This window comes from Ktedonobacteraceae bacterium (assembly GCA_035653615.1).
GTDB lineage: Bacteria > Chloroflexota > Ktedonobacteria > Ktedonobacterales > Ktedonobacteraceae > DASRBN01.
Window position 1 is genome coordinate 39,142 of record DASRBN010000030.1, and the last position, 16,341, is coordinate 55,482.

Annotated in this window: 12 protein-coding genes; 7 read left to right on the top strand and 5 right to left on the bottom strand. The window is 52.1% G+C overall.

Translation table 11 applies throughout. The features are described 5' to 3' along the window. The 3 genes from VFA09_15200 to VFA09_15210 are packed head-to-tail and all read right to left on the bottom strand — an operon-like array spanning window position 1 to window position 3,384. Complete coding sequence (locus tag VFA09_15200) at window positions 1–480, bottom strand: NUDIX domain-containing protein (protein HZU68622.1); 480 nt, start codon at window positions 478–480, stop codon at window positions 1–3. Between the two features lie 44 nt (window positions 481–524). Continuing rightward, a complete protein-coding gene (locus tag VFA09_15205) occupies window positions 525–1,655 on the bottom strand; it encodes an amidohydrolase family protein (GenBank protein HZU68623.1) in 1,131 nt (376 codons plus the stop codon). Window positions 1,656–1,695: 40 nt separating this feature from the next. After that, window positions 1,696–3,384 (bottom strand): ATP-binding protein, encoded by a 1,689-nt coding sequence (locus VFA09_15210; protein ID HZU68624.1) that lies wholly within the window; start codon window positions 3,382–3,384, stop codon window positions 1,696–1,698. 291 nt (window positions 3,385–3,675) lie between these two features. On the opposite strand from VFA09_15210, the gene VFA09_15215 reads away from it, so the two are divergent. Continuing rightward, complete coding sequence (locus VFA09_15215) at window positions 3,676–4,122, top strand: hypothetical protein (protein HZU68625.1); 447 nt, start codon at window positions 3,676–3,678, stop codon at window positions 4,120–4,122. A 250-nt stretch (window positions 4,123–4,372) separates the two neighbouring features. Here the strand turns inward: VFA09_15215 and VFA09_15220 are convergent, their stop codons facing one another. Then, a complete protein-coding gene (locus tag VFA09_15220) occupies window positions 4,373–5,734 on the bottom strand; it encodes a glutamine synthetase family protein (protein HZU68626.1) in 1,362 nt (453 codons plus the stop codon). A gap of 230 nt (window positions 5,735–5,964) precedes the next feature. Here VFA09_15220 and VFA09_15225 point away from each other — a divergent pair, with 230 nt between their 5' ends. After that, window positions 5,965–7,917, top strand: coding sequence for an ABC-F family ATP-binding cassette domain-containing protein (locus VFA09_15225; GenBank protein ID HZU68627.1), 1,953 nt, complete (start codon window positions 5,965–5,967; stop codon window positions 7,915–7,917). Between the two features lie 12 nt (window positions 7,918–7,929). On the opposite strand, the gene VFA09_15230 is transcribed toward VFA09_15225, so the two are convergent. After that, a complete protein-coding gene (locus VFA09_15230) occupies window positions 7,930–9,711 on the bottom strand; it encodes a tetratricopeptide repeat protein (GenBank protein ID HZU68628.1) in 1,782 nt (593 codons plus the stop codon). 137 nt (window positions 9,712–9,848) lie between these two features. Between VFA09_15230 and coaE the strand changes: the two genes are divergently transcribed. The 5 genes from coaE to VFA09_15255 all read left to right on the top strand — a co-directional run bounded on the left by coaE (window position 9,849) and on the right by VFA09_15255 (window position 16,236). Further along, entirely contained in the window at window positions 9,849–10,454 is a 606-nt protein-coding gene (gene coaE / locus VFA09_15235; GenBank protein HZU68629.1) for a dephospho-CoA kinase, read from the top strand. Window positions 10,455–10,795: 341 nt separating this feature from the next. After that, window positions 10,796–12,124 carry a branched-chain amino acid ABC transporter substrate-binding protein gene (locus VFA09_15240; protein ID HZU68630.1) on the top strand — a complete coding sequence of 443 codons (1,329 nt, stop codon included), beginning with the start codon at window positions 10,796–10,798 and terminating at the stop codon, window positions 12,122–12,124. A 197-nt stretch (window positions 12,125–12,321) separates the two neighbouring features. Next, window positions 12,322–13,284: a branched-chain amino acid ABC transporter permease gene (locus VFA09_15245; protein ID HZU68631.1), complete on the top strand. Its 963-nt coding sequence runs from the start codon at window positions 12,322–12,324 to the stop codon at window positions 13,282–13,284. A 63-nt stretch (window positions 13,285–13,347) separates the two neighbouring features. After that, complete coding sequence (locus VFA09_15250) at window positions 13,348–15,369, top strand: hypothetical protein (GenBank protein ID HZU68632.1); 2,022 nt, start codon at window positions 13,348–13,350, stop codon at window positions 15,367–15,369. Window positions 15,370–15,393: 24 nt separating this feature from the next. After that, window positions 15,394–16,236, top strand: a complete 843-nt coding sequence (locus VFA09_15255) for an ABC transporter ATP-binding protein (protein HZU68633.1) — start codon at window positions 15,394–15,396, stop codon at window positions 16,234–16,236. The last annotated feature ends 105 nt before the right edge of the window (window positions 16,237–16,341 follow it).

Here is a 16,341-nt window from a genome sequence, read left to right on the forward strand (position 1 = left end):
CTAACTCGTCGTAAGTCCCTGATCTTCCTCTGTACTGGTGAGCTGCGCGCGAATAATCGCTTCGCATTGGTTGAGTAGAGCGTCTTCAATACGCTGGCGGTGTTTGGGTAGCGTATTTTCCGGCAGAGCATCGGGCGGAAAATACCTGCTCTCGCTCGTTTCTTCAGTTGCTTGCAATGTCCCGCCGGTGATGTGGCAGCGGAACGCCAGCACCACCTCTTGCTTTTGGGGTTTCGAGTAGACCCCTACCAGTTTTTCAACCTCGATCTCAAGACCGGTCTCTTCCTGTACTTCGCGACGCAATGCTTCATCGACCGTCTCTCCTATCTCCATGCCGCCGCCGGGGAGATTCCACCAGTCAGTATCGCGCCGGTGCCCAAGGAGAATATGCCCCTGCTCATTGAAGATCAAAGCAAAGACGCCGATACGAAATTGTCGCGGACTGGTCGCTGCATCTAATGTATCTATCGACCTGGCCAATGTTGTCCCTCCCTGGATTTGTTCTACTTCACTTTAAATATATCTCATAGTTTGTAGACGGTATAGGCCGTATCGTGTAAAATTTGAAGCGCAAGGTCGTATGCCTGCTCTTCATCAATTTCGTCCGCCTCGATCATTTCCTGAAGAACCTGTCCGATGATGCTACGTCCCCGGATGGCCGCGGCCCAGTGCATTTCAGGCACATGTATACCATCCGAACTGTACATGAGTTTGCTTGCCGGTGCTACTGCCAACGCCTGGCGGGTAAACGCCAGCATCTCTAACCTGTCTACAAAAGGAATCATATAAGACAGGTCAAAATAGACATGTGGATAAATAGCTGCCAGGTAAGCTCCAAGCTGTGAATAAGGGTAGCTCTCATGCAAAAGCACAACCTTCATCGTTTGGTATTCTTTGCGTTCCAGCACATTGCGCAGGTGCAGTGGATTGCCCAGCAACATGTCGGTATCACTATCGCCATAACCGGTATGAAACTGCAGCGGAAGTTCTTGCTCAGCGGCTTCCTTGAAAGCAATGTGCAAAAGATAATCGATCAGAGGCTTGTGAACAATGCGTAATTGCCCATCCCTGATACTGGAAACTGCTTCTCGAAAAGAGGAAATCGCCTGGTCTTTGCTCCAATCTTCGATGTGCAATCCGCTACGATAGGCGACAATACTTTTGAATGCGCAGTAGCCCTGTGCGCGTGCGTTGCTCAAGGCCAGCGTGTAGCGTTCAACTACTTCATCGAAATCATGGTATTGCACGATCAATCGCTGCATAAGCGTTTCCAGGCGTAGCATGCTGGCGACACGGCAATGACCCAGCTGTCCCATACGCTCCGGCGTATAACATATCTGCGGGAGCGGGAAAGCAGGGTCGAGAATTAATGTGTCGATGTTGGCGGCACGCAGGAAGCGCTCGATAAGGGCATCTCCATTCAGCGCATTTCTTATAGCCAGAATGTCTATCTCACTGTTCTGGCAGCCGTAAAAAGTTGCTAGTTGTCGAAGAAGCCAGAGGTAGTAGACGGTGTTCGGGATGTGCGTTTCTGAAAAGCTGGCATCGCTCGCCTCGGTAAAATAGCCGCGGAAGCTCTGTGCATCTAGCTGCTGGTTTAACAGGACGGGATGGCAGTGGTTATCTACCACCGGGATGCTGGTCAGGTCAAGCATAGCATATCTCCCTCCTCCAGTCCTGGGAGCATTCAGAAAGTCATTGCTGCTGGATCGGCAATCTGACGGTAAAAGTGCTGCCATTCCCAGGAATGCCTTCGCTTTTTATCGTTAATGTGCCTCCATGTTTGGCAACCAGCGCGTTGACAAGATAAAGGCCAAGACCTAAGCCTTTTGAGTCAACGCTCATGGCATTTTCGGCACGGAAAAAGCGCTCGGTCAGGTGCGCCAGCGCCTCCGGTGGTATGCCAATCCCCTCATCTTCAACGTCAATCTCGATATATTCATTCTCAACCTGCCGGATTGATACGGTAATCGGGCCATCTTCAGGGCTATATTTGATAGCGTTGCTGAGCAGATTTGCCAGTATCTGTTCCAGTTGTTGTTCGTCAGCCTCTATTTTCAGAGAGTGTGCTATGTGATCGCTCTCTGGGGCAGTTGGAACGATGGGCACAGCATTTCCATTAACAAGCAGGCGAAGTTCATGGTTGCGTGCGGCGTAAGGCAGTTGTTCGGCCAGCGCGCGGCGTGCCAGCTGGATCAGGTCAATCTGCTGTAACTCACTTTCCAGGCGATCCAGATCGAGGCGGCTGACATCCAGCAGGGTATTAATCATGTGTTCGATTCTGCGCGATTGATGTTCGATGCTGTCCAGCCCTCGAATCAGATCGTTGGTGGCTTCGGTATTGATAATTTCTGGATGCAGCATTCTTCTGAAGTAACGCCGCAAGACCTGGGCCTGGCCGCGAATAGCTGTAAGCGGGTTTTTGAGTTCGTGTGCGGTTAGCGAAATGAACTCATCTCGCTGGTTAAGCAGCGCACGAGCAGTTTCCAGTTCGCTGTACCGGCGATTTAATGCTATCAGCAGGTGATTTTTTTCGATTGTCATGCTGGCAAATCTCGCCAGGGCGGTGAGCAATTCAACACTCCACTGGGGGAAATAGGAAGGGTCCTGACCGAGTGGGCGGTGTCTTTCGACCCCTAATACAGCTATGGGATGCCCGTTGAACATAACCGGGGCATAGATCGCGGCACGCAGCTGGCGTGGATTGCTCAGACCTGGGGAAGAGGCGAAATCGAACATGAGGGGGCGCGCAAGCCTGAGCGTTTGTAAATAGGGCGATGAGGACTTGTTTAAGGCCTGTTGTAAATGGATGGTCAAATCCTCAAGCTCCTTTTGCCACTCTTCCTTGCTTTGCTGGCTTGAGCCAAACAGTCCAATAGGCACAATTCTTCCTGTTTTATCATCAAGGCGAAAGGCGATGCTATTATCTACCGATTCCATCTGCGGAATGAGGGCAGCAATGCGACGCAGAACCTCGTCGATTTCGTTGTTTTCATGCTCACCATGTGTGTCGAGCATGACCTCTAGCAGCACATTTAATGCGGTCAGCGCCTGGTGTTCTTCAAGCAGGTGTTCGCTGATATCATGCGAGGTGATAACGACACCCTTGATAGCGTTGCTTGCTGAATGTAGAGGGACGGAATTGATAAGCAGGAACTCTTTTTCACTGATATGCACAATTTCATGCTGCACCTGTGTACCTGCGAGCGCTCGTGCGACAGCAGGTTGCTTTGCGAGCCTGTTGCTGGACGCATGCTTCAGGTTCCAATGCCTTTCTGCCACTGCGTTATGGTAGATCAATGCACCATTTGCATCGAGATAGCAAATTCCTTCGTGAAATGAATTCAGCAAGGGGCTAAGGTCGTGCTGGTGAATTTCAACCATTCAATTACTCCTGACCAGTAAGCTAAAAAATATAGATTGATTATATGCTATTGGTTAAAAGAACGGAAGTCCAATAATTTGTAACTGGCAGATTCTAATGATACTTCGCGGTGAGGGTAAGACGCTCGTAACGCTTTGTAGCGCATCTGAAACCGATTGATTACTATGCACGTATCTGTAATGGATGGATTTCAAACTCGTTTTCCTGGAAGATCCAGTACATATGAGTACTATTCTTACTTAAGCGTGTGGTATAGGGCCACGCAGGTCCTATAGGAAAGGATGTCGAAGATGAACAGTTTCTTTAAAGGTTTGCTGGTTGGCGTTGGCGTTGGCCTGCTGGTAGCTCCAATGAGAGGTGAGGAGATGCGCAATCTCTTGAGCCAGCGCTTTGAAGAGCTACGGGGTTATCTGCCTGAAAACGAACAGCTCAACCAGTATGTGCAGCAAGTTTCTAGCAGCGTCTCACAAACAAGTAGCAATTTGAAGAGCTATGCCCAACAGGCAGCCGCGAAGATGAAAGACACGGGTTCGGGTCTTGGCGAACTTGCTCAAAAGGCAACCAGGGATGTGAAGCAGACGGGCCAGGATGTCGCGCAGACAACGAAGCAGGCGGCACAATCTACAAAGCAAAGCGTGCAGTCAAGCACCACAGGTACCGGTACTGCAACATCTGCCCCGGCTCCGACAGCATATCCCGAATATGTCAATCCTGAGAGGGGTACTACTGATCACTAGTTTCAATTCCCAGACGGGTTCAGGAAAGAAAGGACACTTTTCCCACAAAGGGGGAGTGTCCTTTCCTGTCTACTGTGCCTGATTTCTTTGGCAATGGCCGTAGGGGCCGATTGATCGTGCCCACCGCCGATTGATCGGCCTCCGCTCTACTGTGCCTGATTTCTTTGGTAATGGCTGTAGGGCCGATTGATCGGCCTCCGCGTCAATACCTGATTATTTTGTTAAACAACATTAAAGCAAGGTATGAGTATCAATACTTGTAAAAGTGCTGGATAGCCTCTTCCTCGGGTGTTTTATCTTTGAAAAACGCGGCTTCATTGCGCTTGACGGCAATGTAGGAGTTTGCTAGCAACGGGCCGAGCGCATCCGTCAAAACCGTATCGCGTTCTAGCTCGTCCAGGGCCTCGTCGAGCGTGGTGGGGAGACGACGGATGCCGCGTTCCTCGCGTTCCGCATCGCTATAGTTTCCGGGATCTATCTCCTGTGGATCGCCGGGGTCGATCTGGTTCTGCACTCCATCCATACCGGCGGCAATGAGCGCGCCCATGGCAAGATAGGGATTGCCGCTGTGATCAGACGGCTTCAGTTCCAGGTTAATCGAATCGGCTTCACGCCCCCAGAAGACCGATGGCACACGAATAGCTCCTTCGCGGTTATCGAAGCCGTAGGCGCCATAGGCGGAACTCCAGAAATGCGGCAGGAGACGCCGATAGGAGTTCGGACTGGCACAGGTGATGGCAACCAGGCCGCGAATATGCCGTAAAACGCCCCCAATGAAGTATTTACCGAAATCACTCAGCGAGCCGCGTGCGTTCGGATCGTAGAACAGGTTTTTGCGTTGATGCTCCTCATCCCCGGTTCCCCAGATGCTCAGGTGGATATGCGCTCCGCTGCCGGCCTGGTCAAGGAATGGCTTGGGGGCGAACGTGGCGAGCAAATCGAAGGAACGGGCGATGCCATGAGCCGTCTCACGCACAAGGCAGACATTATCCGCGGCGCGCAGGACATCGGCATGATGAATAGAGAGTTCCTGCTGCGCGGGACCGAGTTCTGTATGGAACAGTTCGATGGAGAGGCCTTGCTTTTCCAGTGCCTCTAGAAGAGCATCTATTACCTCTGCCTGTTCGTCCAGGCCGATGCTGCTATAGCAAAGACTGTGGTCGGCAGGAACGTATTTCCCGTTCTCTTCACGCGCAAGGTAAAACTCGTGTTCGACGGCGGCCTCAGCGTACATGCCTTGATCGGCCAGCCGCGCCACCATGCGTTTCAGAAAAGTGCGCGGGCATGCCTCCCATGGTTTACCATCTGTCCGGATCATGTCGCACATCATGCTGCCGGTACCGGGCACGTAGGGTAGTATGACGAACGTATTGGGGTCGGGGATCAGGCGAAACTCGCCAATCGGTCCCATACCCTCAACAGGGGCAAGCGATTCGACGCCGGTAAAAGCCTGCATCGCAAGCGTCTGGCCGATGCCTTCGGTAATACGTGTGGAAAGTTTGCTGGCGTGTGTAGCTTTGCCACGGATAATGCCGCCATTATCACAATACAAAAATCGCACCAGCCGGAGGTCTGCCTCGCGTGCCTGTCGCACCACATCTTGAGCATTCATGGGTCTGCTTTCTCCTAATCTACGTTATAATGCAAAAGGAAAAGAGCCATAGAACCGGTATTGATCTGCTGGCAGTAGTATATCAAAGCAGTTGAGAGAATACAAGAAGAGGAAGCATAGGCATCGTGAGGCATGTGTATCGTATCGAACTTGCGTCCGCTGGCATGTTATGATACCCTGTTCCTTGCAATTGATATCCTCAATTTTTAATGGTCACCGGGTGAATTGCTATGCCAATTGTCAATGTAACACAGGTAGGGAAATCGTTTGGGTCTGAACTCATCTTTTCTGACGTCAGCTTTCAAATTGATGAGCATGATCGTATTGGACTTGTAGGCCCCAATGGCGCCGGTAAAACAACGCTCCTCAATCTTCTGGCCGGTTATGAAGAGCCTGACGAGGGCACAATATCTATCGCTCGTAATACTCGCCTTGGGTATCTGAGACAACTCACGGATTTTCATCCTCGGAATACGCTGCGGGAAGAGATGCTTACCGTCTTTGCGGAGGTGCGAGCCTGGGAACGGGAACTGAATGAGCTGGCTGTTGCCCTCAGTAGCACATCTGACCAGGAGGTTGATACAACAACGCATGATCAGCTTTTGCAACGCTATGCAGAATTGCAGATGCACTTTGAACACGCGGGTGGCTATACCTATGAAAATCGTATCGACCAGGTGCTTGATGGACTCGGATTTTCGCGGGAGCAACAGGCAGCCCCGGTGGAACAGCTCAGCGGTGGGCAGCAAACGCGGGCGGCTCTCGGCAAACTACTCTTGCAAGAGCCTGATCTGTTGCTACTGGACGAGCCAACGAACCATCTTGATCTGGCGGCCCTCGAATGGTTAGAGACCTACCTGAGCGGCTGGAAAGGCGCTATGGTTATCGTCGCGCATGATCGCTACTTCCTGGACAAAGTCGTCTCGCGCACCATCGAGATGGCTTTTGGTCGCATCGAAGAGTATCCCGGCAATTATACAAAATATCTACACCTGCGAGAGGAGCGCATGGAGCGCCGGATGCGCGAATACGAGGCGCAGCAGGCACATATCGCTCACACGGAGGAGTTTATTCGCCGTTACAAAGCGGGCCAGCGCAGCCGTGAAGCGCGCGGGCGTCAGAAACTGCTTGACCGCCTGGAACGTGTCGAGCGGCCACAGGATTTTCCAGAGATGCATTTCGAGTTCACTCCCGTTGTGGATAGCGGCCAGGTGGTGCTTTCTACCCAGAAACTCGCGGTGGGATATACTGCCGCGAATACGGAGAATGGACAGCAGCCGAGGATGCTGGTGCGTGTCGCCGACCTGGAACTTTTACGTGGAGATCGCGTCGGGCTGCTTGGGCCGAATGGCGCGGGCAAAACAACTCTTTTGCGCACGATCATTGGAGAGCTTCCTCCGGTCGGCGGGCAGGTCAACATTGGTCATAATGTGCGCATCGGCTATTATTCGCAGACCCATGCCGGGTTAAATCCCAATCGCACCATTGTCGACGAAATCCGGCAGGTGAGCGTATTGAGCGAAGATGGCGCGCGCAGCTTCCTGGGACGTTTTCTCTTCAGCGGAGATGACGTGTTCAAGCCAATCAGCACGCTGAGCGGTGGCGAGCGCAGTCGCGTGGCGCTGGCCAAGTTGACGCTACAGGGTTCTAATTTTCTCGTATTAGACGAGCCAACGAACCATCTTGACCTGCAATCGCGCCAGTTTCTTGAAGAGATTCTGGGCGAATTTGAGGGGACGCTGCTCTTTGTCTCGCATGATCGCTACTTTATCGATAGCCTGGCAACCAAAGTCTGGGTGATTGAGGACGGCGTATTGATACCCTACCTGGGTAACTACACGGAATATCGCACACGCAAGCGACCGCTGGTGCTCGATATTCCTGCTCCTGCTCAGGATAATGGAAGGACTCCGGGGGCAGTTGCTAAACCCCTGCCATCCTCTGCTCCCGCGCCTAAATCCGCAACCAGAAAAGGTCCGAAGGTCAAGGTGCGTACAGTCGAGGATGTGGAACGAGATATCGAAAAAGCTGAGGCACGTGTGAAAGCAGTAGAAGACGAACTTTCTGCTGCCGCACTCCAGGCAGATGCGGCCCAACTGACGAAGCTGGCCGCCGATTATGAGCGGGTGAAAGCAGATGTTGAGAAGCTGCTGGCTGAATGGGAGCAGCTGGCTGAGATGTAAAGAAGCATTGCTTTACTTTTTCCGCCGCACGCCGGTGAAAAGTCCGGCAATAAGTCCGCCGATGCCTGCCAGGAAAGGCACTATCGCTGCCACCAGTAGCCACGTCCCGAGAAAGATCACAGATACGATCAGTGGAGGATTGGCTGTAACTCTATTAACTATCCAGTTATAGCCAAATTTATAGAGTGCCCCAATGATGCCGGCTGCCATCAAACTGGTAATGAGCGTAATCAGCAGGCGTGAAAATCCATAGAGATAAGCTCCGCGCGCAGCATTTACACACAAAACGGACAAGCCTAAACTTCCCAGCACGAAAGCAATGATGATGGCCAGTTGTGGCGCTATCAGGAGCAGCGATATACCGATTGAGCCAACGATGAGGGCGAAAATTTGCAGGAAAGCACTAAGCAAGAAAGATGCCGCATTGTCACGTGGACGAGCGTAAGCTGCCTGCAACTTCTGGCTCTGCTCGACGAGTTGCTGTCTTGTCAAGATAGTTTCCTTGACAGCCCATGTCTCCGGGTTGTTGGGGTCAATGGCAAGCGAGCGCTCAACCGAAGTTAAGGCCTCTTGAAATTCTCCCAGGTTAGCTAGCAGGGCCGCCTGCATGCTCCAACCCAGGGCGTTGTTAGGTTCTGATTGTAACGATTGTTTGATAGCGGCAAGAGCATCCTGGAACTGGCCGGCAGTGCCTAAAATCTGCCCTTTGAGAATAAGCGCATCACTAAGCGTTGGTGAAATTTGCAGAACCTGGTTGACGATGGTGAGCGCTTCGGTGAGATTCTGCATCTGCACAAGCTGGCGAGCCTGGTTCAGGAGCATCATACATTGCTGCTGGCGATTTCTCTCCAGGACTGAAAGTGCCAGTTGCCCGGAGGTTGTGGGCGACATTTGCCTGGTTGCGGTAGCGGTTGATGCCGTGTTCTGGGGAGATTGTTGCCATGGCGAGCTGGTGCTTGCCTGAAAAGGAGTTGTTCCGGCGGGGCTGGCAGGAGGGACAGCGGCAGACTCATAGCCATTTTGCTTACTACCGGTAAGTGTAGGGAGATCACCTACCAGCACGATAGGACGCTGTTCCTGACCGAATACCTGTGGCGAGTATTGCGGGTTGAGAGAACTCGACAGGAATGCATGCAGTCTTTGCAGTGTGACCTGGCCGGTAGCAGGATCGACAGCCGGACCACTGAGGCCAACTATGGCGCTGTGCATCAGGACGCCTAGATTTTTCCCACCCACCTCTGGCACAGATTCGTTTCCGCGACAAGAACAATACAGCAATCGACCCTGTATTTGTTGCAGTCCATTCAATAGTGACTGGCCAAGCAATGGCTTGAAATCAAAAGGAGAAGCACGCAGGGAATTCCAGGCAGGGCCGGACTGGAAACAATCGAGTACCAATAATATTTGAGCGGCTCGGCTGGCGGCAATGATATTTCTAACCAGAGAGTAGAGATGCAGGCCGGTATCTGGCTGCTGGTAACGAGTATTTGCTAAGGCAAGATAACCCTCTTTACTCGATTGATCGACGAACGCGTGACCGGCGAAGTAGATCAGAATGAGGTCGCCAGGCATGGCCTCATTGAGGCAGACCTGTGTGAGCAGTGATTCGGTTAATTCTCGTGTAGCCTGTGAGCCGAGTACCAACTGTACGTCCGAAGGGAGCCATTTGCCACCTCGAACATTCACCAGCCATTGAGCCAGCGCTTTAGCGTCGGTTTCGGCAAACTGCAACGGTCGAAATGCAGTATCTTGATACTGATTGATTCCGATAATGAGCCCCAGGCGTCTGGCCAACTCTGTTCTCCTTAGAGCCTAAGCATTGCAAGTGTCCTTTGGGTATTGTACGATACATGGCAGAGAATATGGAACTCAAAACGTAAAAACAAGTACTTTTGTGGTATTCGGGGAGTATCAAAAGGAACGATTGAAGCATGCCGCGAATTATTGGGATAACCGGCAATATTGCCTGTGGCAAGACTGCTGTTGGGCAAATGCTGCTGGAATTGGGAGCCGAGCGCTATATCGACGCTGACGCGCTTGTCCATAGGCTCTACCTGAAAGGCCAGCCGGTAGCGATAAAGGTTGCCGAGGCGTTCGGTCCCCAGGTTGTTGCTGCTGACGGAAGCATTGATCGCAAAGCCTTGGGAACGATCGTATTTCAAGATGCCGGAGCCATGCGCCGCCTGGAAGGGATAGTTCACCCGGCGGTGGGGCAGGCATTGCTGAAAGAATTAGCCACTATTAGCCCATCCGGCATCGCGGTCATCGATGCGGTGAAGCTATTGGAGGGAGGATCAGGTGCCTTATGCCAGAGCAAATGGTTGATTACCTGCTCGGAGGAACAAGAACTGGCCCGCTTGATGGCCCGCAATGGGCTGAGTGAGGAGGATGCCCGGTCGCGTATTCGAGCGCAGCCTTCCGTTTCCGCCCGGCTTCTCCTGGTCGATGAAGTGATTGATAACAGTGGCTCATTAGAGGAAACGCGACGGCAGGTGACTGCTGCGTTTGAACGCTTCCTTAATCGTTTCCCGGCGTAGCATGTAAAGCATGTAACGAATGAGATTGACTCGTAATTTGCGGAAGTTGAGCAGAAACTATTGACATCCTATGCCTGGATACGTATAATCTGTCCAGCTATTACCCCGTTTCTTTTATCTTGTTCCATTGGGAGAAACCGGCATTCTAGTGGGCTCATGAGCCGTCATCTTGAAAGCAAAGCTGTCAGGGATGATCTGATCAGTATTAGCTCATCCTGGTGAGATTTGTTAAAAAGCTGACGTACTTAATCGTAGGAAGGGATTATCAGTTCCGAGAATTGACCCTTTCTAAAGACTTATGAGTCCATATTTCGTATTGTTGAAGGAGGCTGACTACGATCATGAAGAGAAGTTGGTCACGTATTTTTGCCTTAACACTGGGAATCCCCTTGTTGTTGGCAATTCTCGTGGCGTGTGGCGGCACGGGAACCACGGGAGGAAGTGGAACGAGTGGTGGAGGCACCACCTCCGGTGGAATCATCAAAATTGCCACCGACCTGCCGGTGAGCGGCGCGGAAGCCACCGATGGCAAACCAGCCGAGAATGGCGCACACCTGGCCGTCGACCAGGCCAATGCCAACCATACTATTCCCGGCTATACCCTGGTCTTTGATCCACAAGATGATGTGGGTGCCAGCGGTGTGCATGACCCGGCAGTCGGCGCTGCCAACGTCACCAAACTGATCGGCGATGCCGAAGTAGCCGGCATCATTGGCCCGTTCAACAGTAGCGTGGCCCAATCCGAAATGCCGATTGCTAATGAGGCCCCCATCGTCCTGATTAGCCCATCCAACACCAACACCTGCCTGACGCAGAATAGTCCAGATACCGGCTGCACTGGCGCCAATGATATGCTCTCTACCTTACGTCCAACAGGGAAGGTCACCTACTTCCGTATTGCGACGACCGACAACCACCAGGGCGCAGTCGGAGCTGATTTCCTGTACAAGACGCAGGGCTACAAGACCGCCTATGTGATCGATGATACCGAGACCTATGGCGTCGGATTGGCCACCCAATTTATCAAAGAATGGCAGGCCGACGGTGGGAAGCTGCTTGGCCACGACAGTATCAAGAGTACGACAGACTACACCGGTGAATTGACCAAGATCGCGTCCTTAAAACCCGATGTGATCTACTTTGCAGGTGTGGAGGCCAATGGTGGCTTACAGATCCGCAAGCAGATGGCGACGACCCCTGGCCTGACCAACACCCCATTTGCCGGTGGTGATGGTATCCAGGACAGCGCCTTCGCGACAGCCATTGGCACCAAGACCGGTGGTCCCGTCTTCAGCACGGTGGCAGCAGTCGATGTCACCAAGGTACCCTCAGCGGCTAGCTTTATCCAGCAGTACCAGGCCAAGTATGGGCCGCTGGGCGCCTATAGTGCCAGTGGTTATGACTGCGCGCAGATCCTGATCCTGGCCATCAAGGCGGCGATTGCCAGTGGAGCCAAACCGCCGACCAGTTCAAGCGATGTGGCTGCGGCCCAGTCGTTCCGGCAGGCGGTCATTGACCAGGTGGCCAAGACCAACTATAACGGGGTCACCGGCCACCAGTCCTTTGATCAGAACGGCGATACGACCAACAAGACCATTTCGGTCTACCAGTTGGCCGATGTCAATGGCTCTCCCGGTTGGAAGTATGTGACCGCGGAGACGCTGCCGTAAGCTGTCTTCCAGGTAAATAGTGGCAGTGGCCTGATTGTGAGCAAAACTCTCAGGCCATTGATACCAGCATGGAAAGCATAAAAGGGGGTCGTTGTCATACTCTCGTTGACGGCTCCCTTGCTTGCTATTCATTTCCTGAATGATATAATTACTCCCGATTCCATCCTAACTCGCAGGAAGGAGGGTTGCCGCATACTATGACGCTTTTTGTGCAGTTACTGATCGTAGGTCTTTCCGGAGGCGCGATTTATGCGCTCATTGCTCTTGGATATACGATGGTCTATGGTATCATCGAGCTGATTAACTTCGCCCATGGCGATATCTTCATGATTGGCACCTTCATCACGATTACCATTCTCCAGGCATTTAACATTACTGATGATCCTAATGTAAATGGCACGCTGGTCGCAGCAATACTGATAGCTTTTTTTGCATCGATGATCCTGTGTGCTATTTTAGGCGTTGTGATCGAACGAATTGCCTATCGCCCACTGCGTAACGCTCCGCGACTGGCGCCGCTGATTTCCGCTATTGGTGTATCTTTGGTCCTTGAAGATATCGGAAAGCTCTGGAAAGGTCTTAGCCCGATCTCCCCACCTCAAATTTTCGGCGCGGGCGCGGTTTTCTATATCGGCCCAATATCCATCCAGGTAGTCGATATTGTTGTCGTCGTGGTCTCCATACTATTGATGGTCGGCTTGCAATGGATGGTCAACAGCACTCGTCTCGGTCGTGCTATGCGCGCAGTCGCGCAGGATCGTGAGGCAGCTGCGTTAATGGGTGTCAATGTCGATTTTATTATTTCGTTCACTTTCCTTGTTGGTACTGGACTGGCCGGTGCCGCCGGTTTTATCTATCTGTTGAAATTTCCGGTTACGACGTTCACCATCGGTTTCGATCTGGGCCTAATTGCTTTTACTGCCGCCGTGCTTGGAGGCATCGGCAACCTCTATGGTGCAATGCTCGGCGGGCTTGTGATTGGCCTGGTGCAGTCTCTGGTCAATCTCATACCCGATTCCAACAACCCAAGTTCTCATGGGTTAGGCTTGCCACATGGTGGTGGCGCCTGGGCGACAGCCATCATTTTCGCAATCCTGATCCTGATCCTGGTATTTCGTCCCTCCGGCCTCCTGGGTCAACAGACTCCGGAGAAAGTGTAAAGGAACATCTGTGCAAGCTGGTGATTCGTTTCGCAGATTTGCCGGAATCAAGGAGAGAAAGCCATGTCTGCTGTCACTATCAACACAAATCCGGCTGGCCCGGTAAGCAGTACGCGCTCACTATTAATAAAGTGGGTGATCGCGTTGCTTGTGCCCATACTTGTCTTCAACTTTGTCTGGCAGGGTGATTACCTGATCAACAATGTGATCCTGGGATTCATTAATCCTGCTGACGCCCTTATTGGTACAGGTAGCCTGGTTCAGGCAACGATCTTTATTATCTTTTTCTACCTGGTTATACTCGCATTCGCCGGATACCTCGTGGCCGCGGATACAGGCCGGAGGGGTATGGTTGAAGTATGGGTCGATGTGCTTGTTTTTGCCGTCCTGCCCATCCTGCTGATTGTCCTGGTGAACAATAACTTGATCATTGGCCTGGCGCTGTGTGCGATAGTGTGGCCTATTTACTTTTATATTCGCCGTCGCGTCCCATTCCTGGCGCGCAGTCAGGCTCTTTCGTTGCCAAAGAGTATTTCCGTATTGAACACTGAACAGAAGGCCGCGATGGTCCGTCGAGCTAAACTAGGCGGATTCGCGTTTGGATTATCTTTAGCCATCATCTGGCTTATTGTCGATCTGCTTTATTATATTGCAGGAGCTTACCCCACGGAGTTGCTCGTTGTTACAGCTGTTCGCACGGTATTTCTCATAGTAGCAGGCTATTTTCTTGGCTGGCTCGGCGGTATTGTGGCGGTGCGACGTACCCTGTCTGCAAATGGAAATCCCACCAATGGCTCAGATAATGCCACTCAATCTGACGCCAATGAACGAAGAAGACGCCAATCGCTGTTGTTAGCGAGTTCTCGCGCGAAGGAAGAAGTCCAGGAAGTCGTGCCTAATGATTTGCCTTTGCGCAGCGCGGGCGCTCGACGGTTCTTTCTTATCCTCTTGATTGCGTTCGTCCTCTTCTATCCTGTGCTTGATCCGTTCCTGTTTGGTTATGGAACGGCTGGTCGTCTCGCAGGCTATACTGACGCGGGTTATTATGTGATTCTTGCGCTTGGCCTCAATATCGTGGTGGGCTTCGCGGGATTGCTTGACCTGGGATATGTAGCGTTCTTCGCCATAGGTGCTTATGCCTGGGGTATCTTCGGCTCAACGCAATTTGGTCGGCTTACCAATATTATCATCCAGCCGAATGTTCTATCCTGGCTTTTCTGGCCGATGTTAATTGTAACCGCGCTCATTGCGGCTCTCTGGGGAGTGATATTAGGGGCGCCAACACTACGCCTGCGCGGTGATTACCTGGCGATTGTTACGCTGGGTTTTGGTGAAATTGTTCCGGTGATCTTTCTCAATCTCGATAAATATACCAATGGTACGAACGGCATTGTGGGTGTACGTTCGCCCGCTTTCTTTGGCATACAATGGACAGTAATCAACCATGTTCCTTACTACTACTTGATCCTGGCCTTGATTGCCCTCGTGATTTTCGCCAATGTCCGCCTGCGCGATTCCCGGCTGGGTCGTGCCTGGATTGCTATACGCGAGGACGAGATAGCCGCGGCATCCTCAGGTGTGAATCTTGTGCGCACAAAATTATTCGCGTTCGGCACGGGCGCATTCTTTTCAGGTATCGCGGGAGCATATTTCTCCGCTAAGCTGGGTAATGTTTCGCCAGACCTGTTCAGCTTCAATGACTCGGTCATTTACCTGGCAATGGTCGTGATTGGTGGTCTGGGTAGTATTCCTGGTGTCATCGTAGGCGCATTGGCCGTCTACTCCATCAACCTGTTTATCCTGAACAACCTTGATTCTATCGCCTCCGATCCCAGCAGTTTCCTCTATGGGATTGACCAGTTCATTATCCATTTTATTCCGAGCTTTACGTTCGGCAATATTCGTAACCTGGTCTTTGGCATTGTACTGGTAGCGATTATGATCTTCCGCCCCGAGGGTCTGATACCGAGCGCGAGAAGGAGACGCGAATTGCACCAGGCTCCCGAAGAGGAAGCGGTAGAACTCGGCTCGCTGGATGTAACGACGACCGATCCAGGCTTCGAGGCCGAGGTTCGTATTGAGTAATATCGAGCAGGAGAGAGAACTACTATGGTCGAGGAACGGGTATACGTACCTACTAACGAGGTACTGCTGGATTTACAAAACGTAACAAAGCATTTTGGTGGTCTGGCCGCGGTCCAGGATGTCAACCTGCAGGTCCGGCGAGGCGAAATTATCAGTGTGATTGGACCCAATGGAGCCGGTAAAACAACCGTATTTAACCTGATTACAGGGATATATCACGTATCAAGTGGTGATATCGTCCTGGATGGGAAGTCGATTCTCGGGTTGACGCCCGACCAGGTACTGCGTCGTGGTATCGCGCGCACCTTTCAAAACATTCGCCTCTTTAATAATATGACCGTGCTTGAGAACATCCTGGTCGGCCAGCATACACAGTTGAGTGCAAACATACTAACTTCGCTCTTTCGCACGCCCGGTGTCCGGCGAGAAGAAGAGGAGGCGCGTGAGCGAGCTACTGAGTTATTGAGTTTCTTCGGCGCTGGATTGGTAAACCGGCAGGAAGAGTATGTAATAAACCTTTCCTATGCTGATCGGAGGCGCGTTGAAATCGCTCGCGCACTGGCAGCAAGACCAAAACTGCTGTTGTTGGACGAACCAACTGCCGGTATGAACGAGGCTGAAACGCTGGAAGCTGTGAAATACGTGCGCCGTTTGCGTGATGAACTAGGCCTGACCATACTGTTGATCGAACATAAGCTGGCGGTAACAATGGGCATGTCAGACCGCATTTACGTGCTCGATTATGGACGGAAGATTGCCGAGGGCCTACCAGAAGAGGTGCGCCGGAATGAAAAAGTCATCGCGGCCTATCTTGGCAAACCTGCAGCCAGCGAGCAAAAGGCGGCTGGTGATGCGCCTTATGTGTAGTCGAACCAATCATATGCGTTCTCTGTCCCATATAGCTGCTTGAGCTAGGGAGCAGGTAGCGCAGGAGGGTAATTTTCCATGTCAAGTGCAGATATATTTCCGACC

Coding starts and splice junctions, on each gene's coding strand:
- VFA09_15205 (HZU68623.1), bottom strand. CDS start 1,655: ATGCTTGACCTGACCAGCATCCCGGTGGTAGATAACCACTGCCATCCC.
- VFA09_15210 (HZU68624.1), bottom strand. CDS start 3,384: ATGGTTGAAATTCACCAGCACGACCTTAGCCCCTTGCTGAATTCATTT.
- VFA09_15215 (HZU68625.1), top strand. CDS start 3,676: ATGAACAGTTTCTTTAAAGGTTTGCTGGTTGGCGTTGGCGTTGGCCTG.
- VFA09_15220 (HZU68626.1), bottom strand. CDS start 5,734: ATGAATGCTCAAGATGTGGTGCGACAGGCACGCGAGGCAGACCTCCGG.
- VFA09_15225 (HZU68627.1), top strand. CDS start 5,965: ATGCCAATTGTCAATGTAACACAGGTAGGGAAATCGTTTGGGTCTGAA.
- coaE (HZU68629.1), top strand. CDS start 9,849: ATGCCGCGAATTATTGGGATAACCGGCAATATTGCCTGTGGCAAGACT.
- VFA09_15240 (HZU68630.1), top strand. CDS start 10,796: ATGAAGAGAAGTTGGTCACGTATTTTTGCCTTAACACTGGGAATCCCC.
- VFA09_15245 (HZU68631.1), top strand. CDS start 12,322: ATGACGCTTTTTGTGCAGTTACTGATCGTAGGTCTTTCCGGAGGCGCG.
- VFA09_15250 (HZU68632.1), top strand. CDS start 13,348: ATGTCTGCTGTCACTATCAACACAAATCCGGCTGGCCCGGTAAGCAGT.
- VFA09_15255 (HZU68633.1), top strand. CDS start 15,394: ATGGTCGAGGAACGGGTATACGTACCTACTAACGAGGTACTGCTGGAT.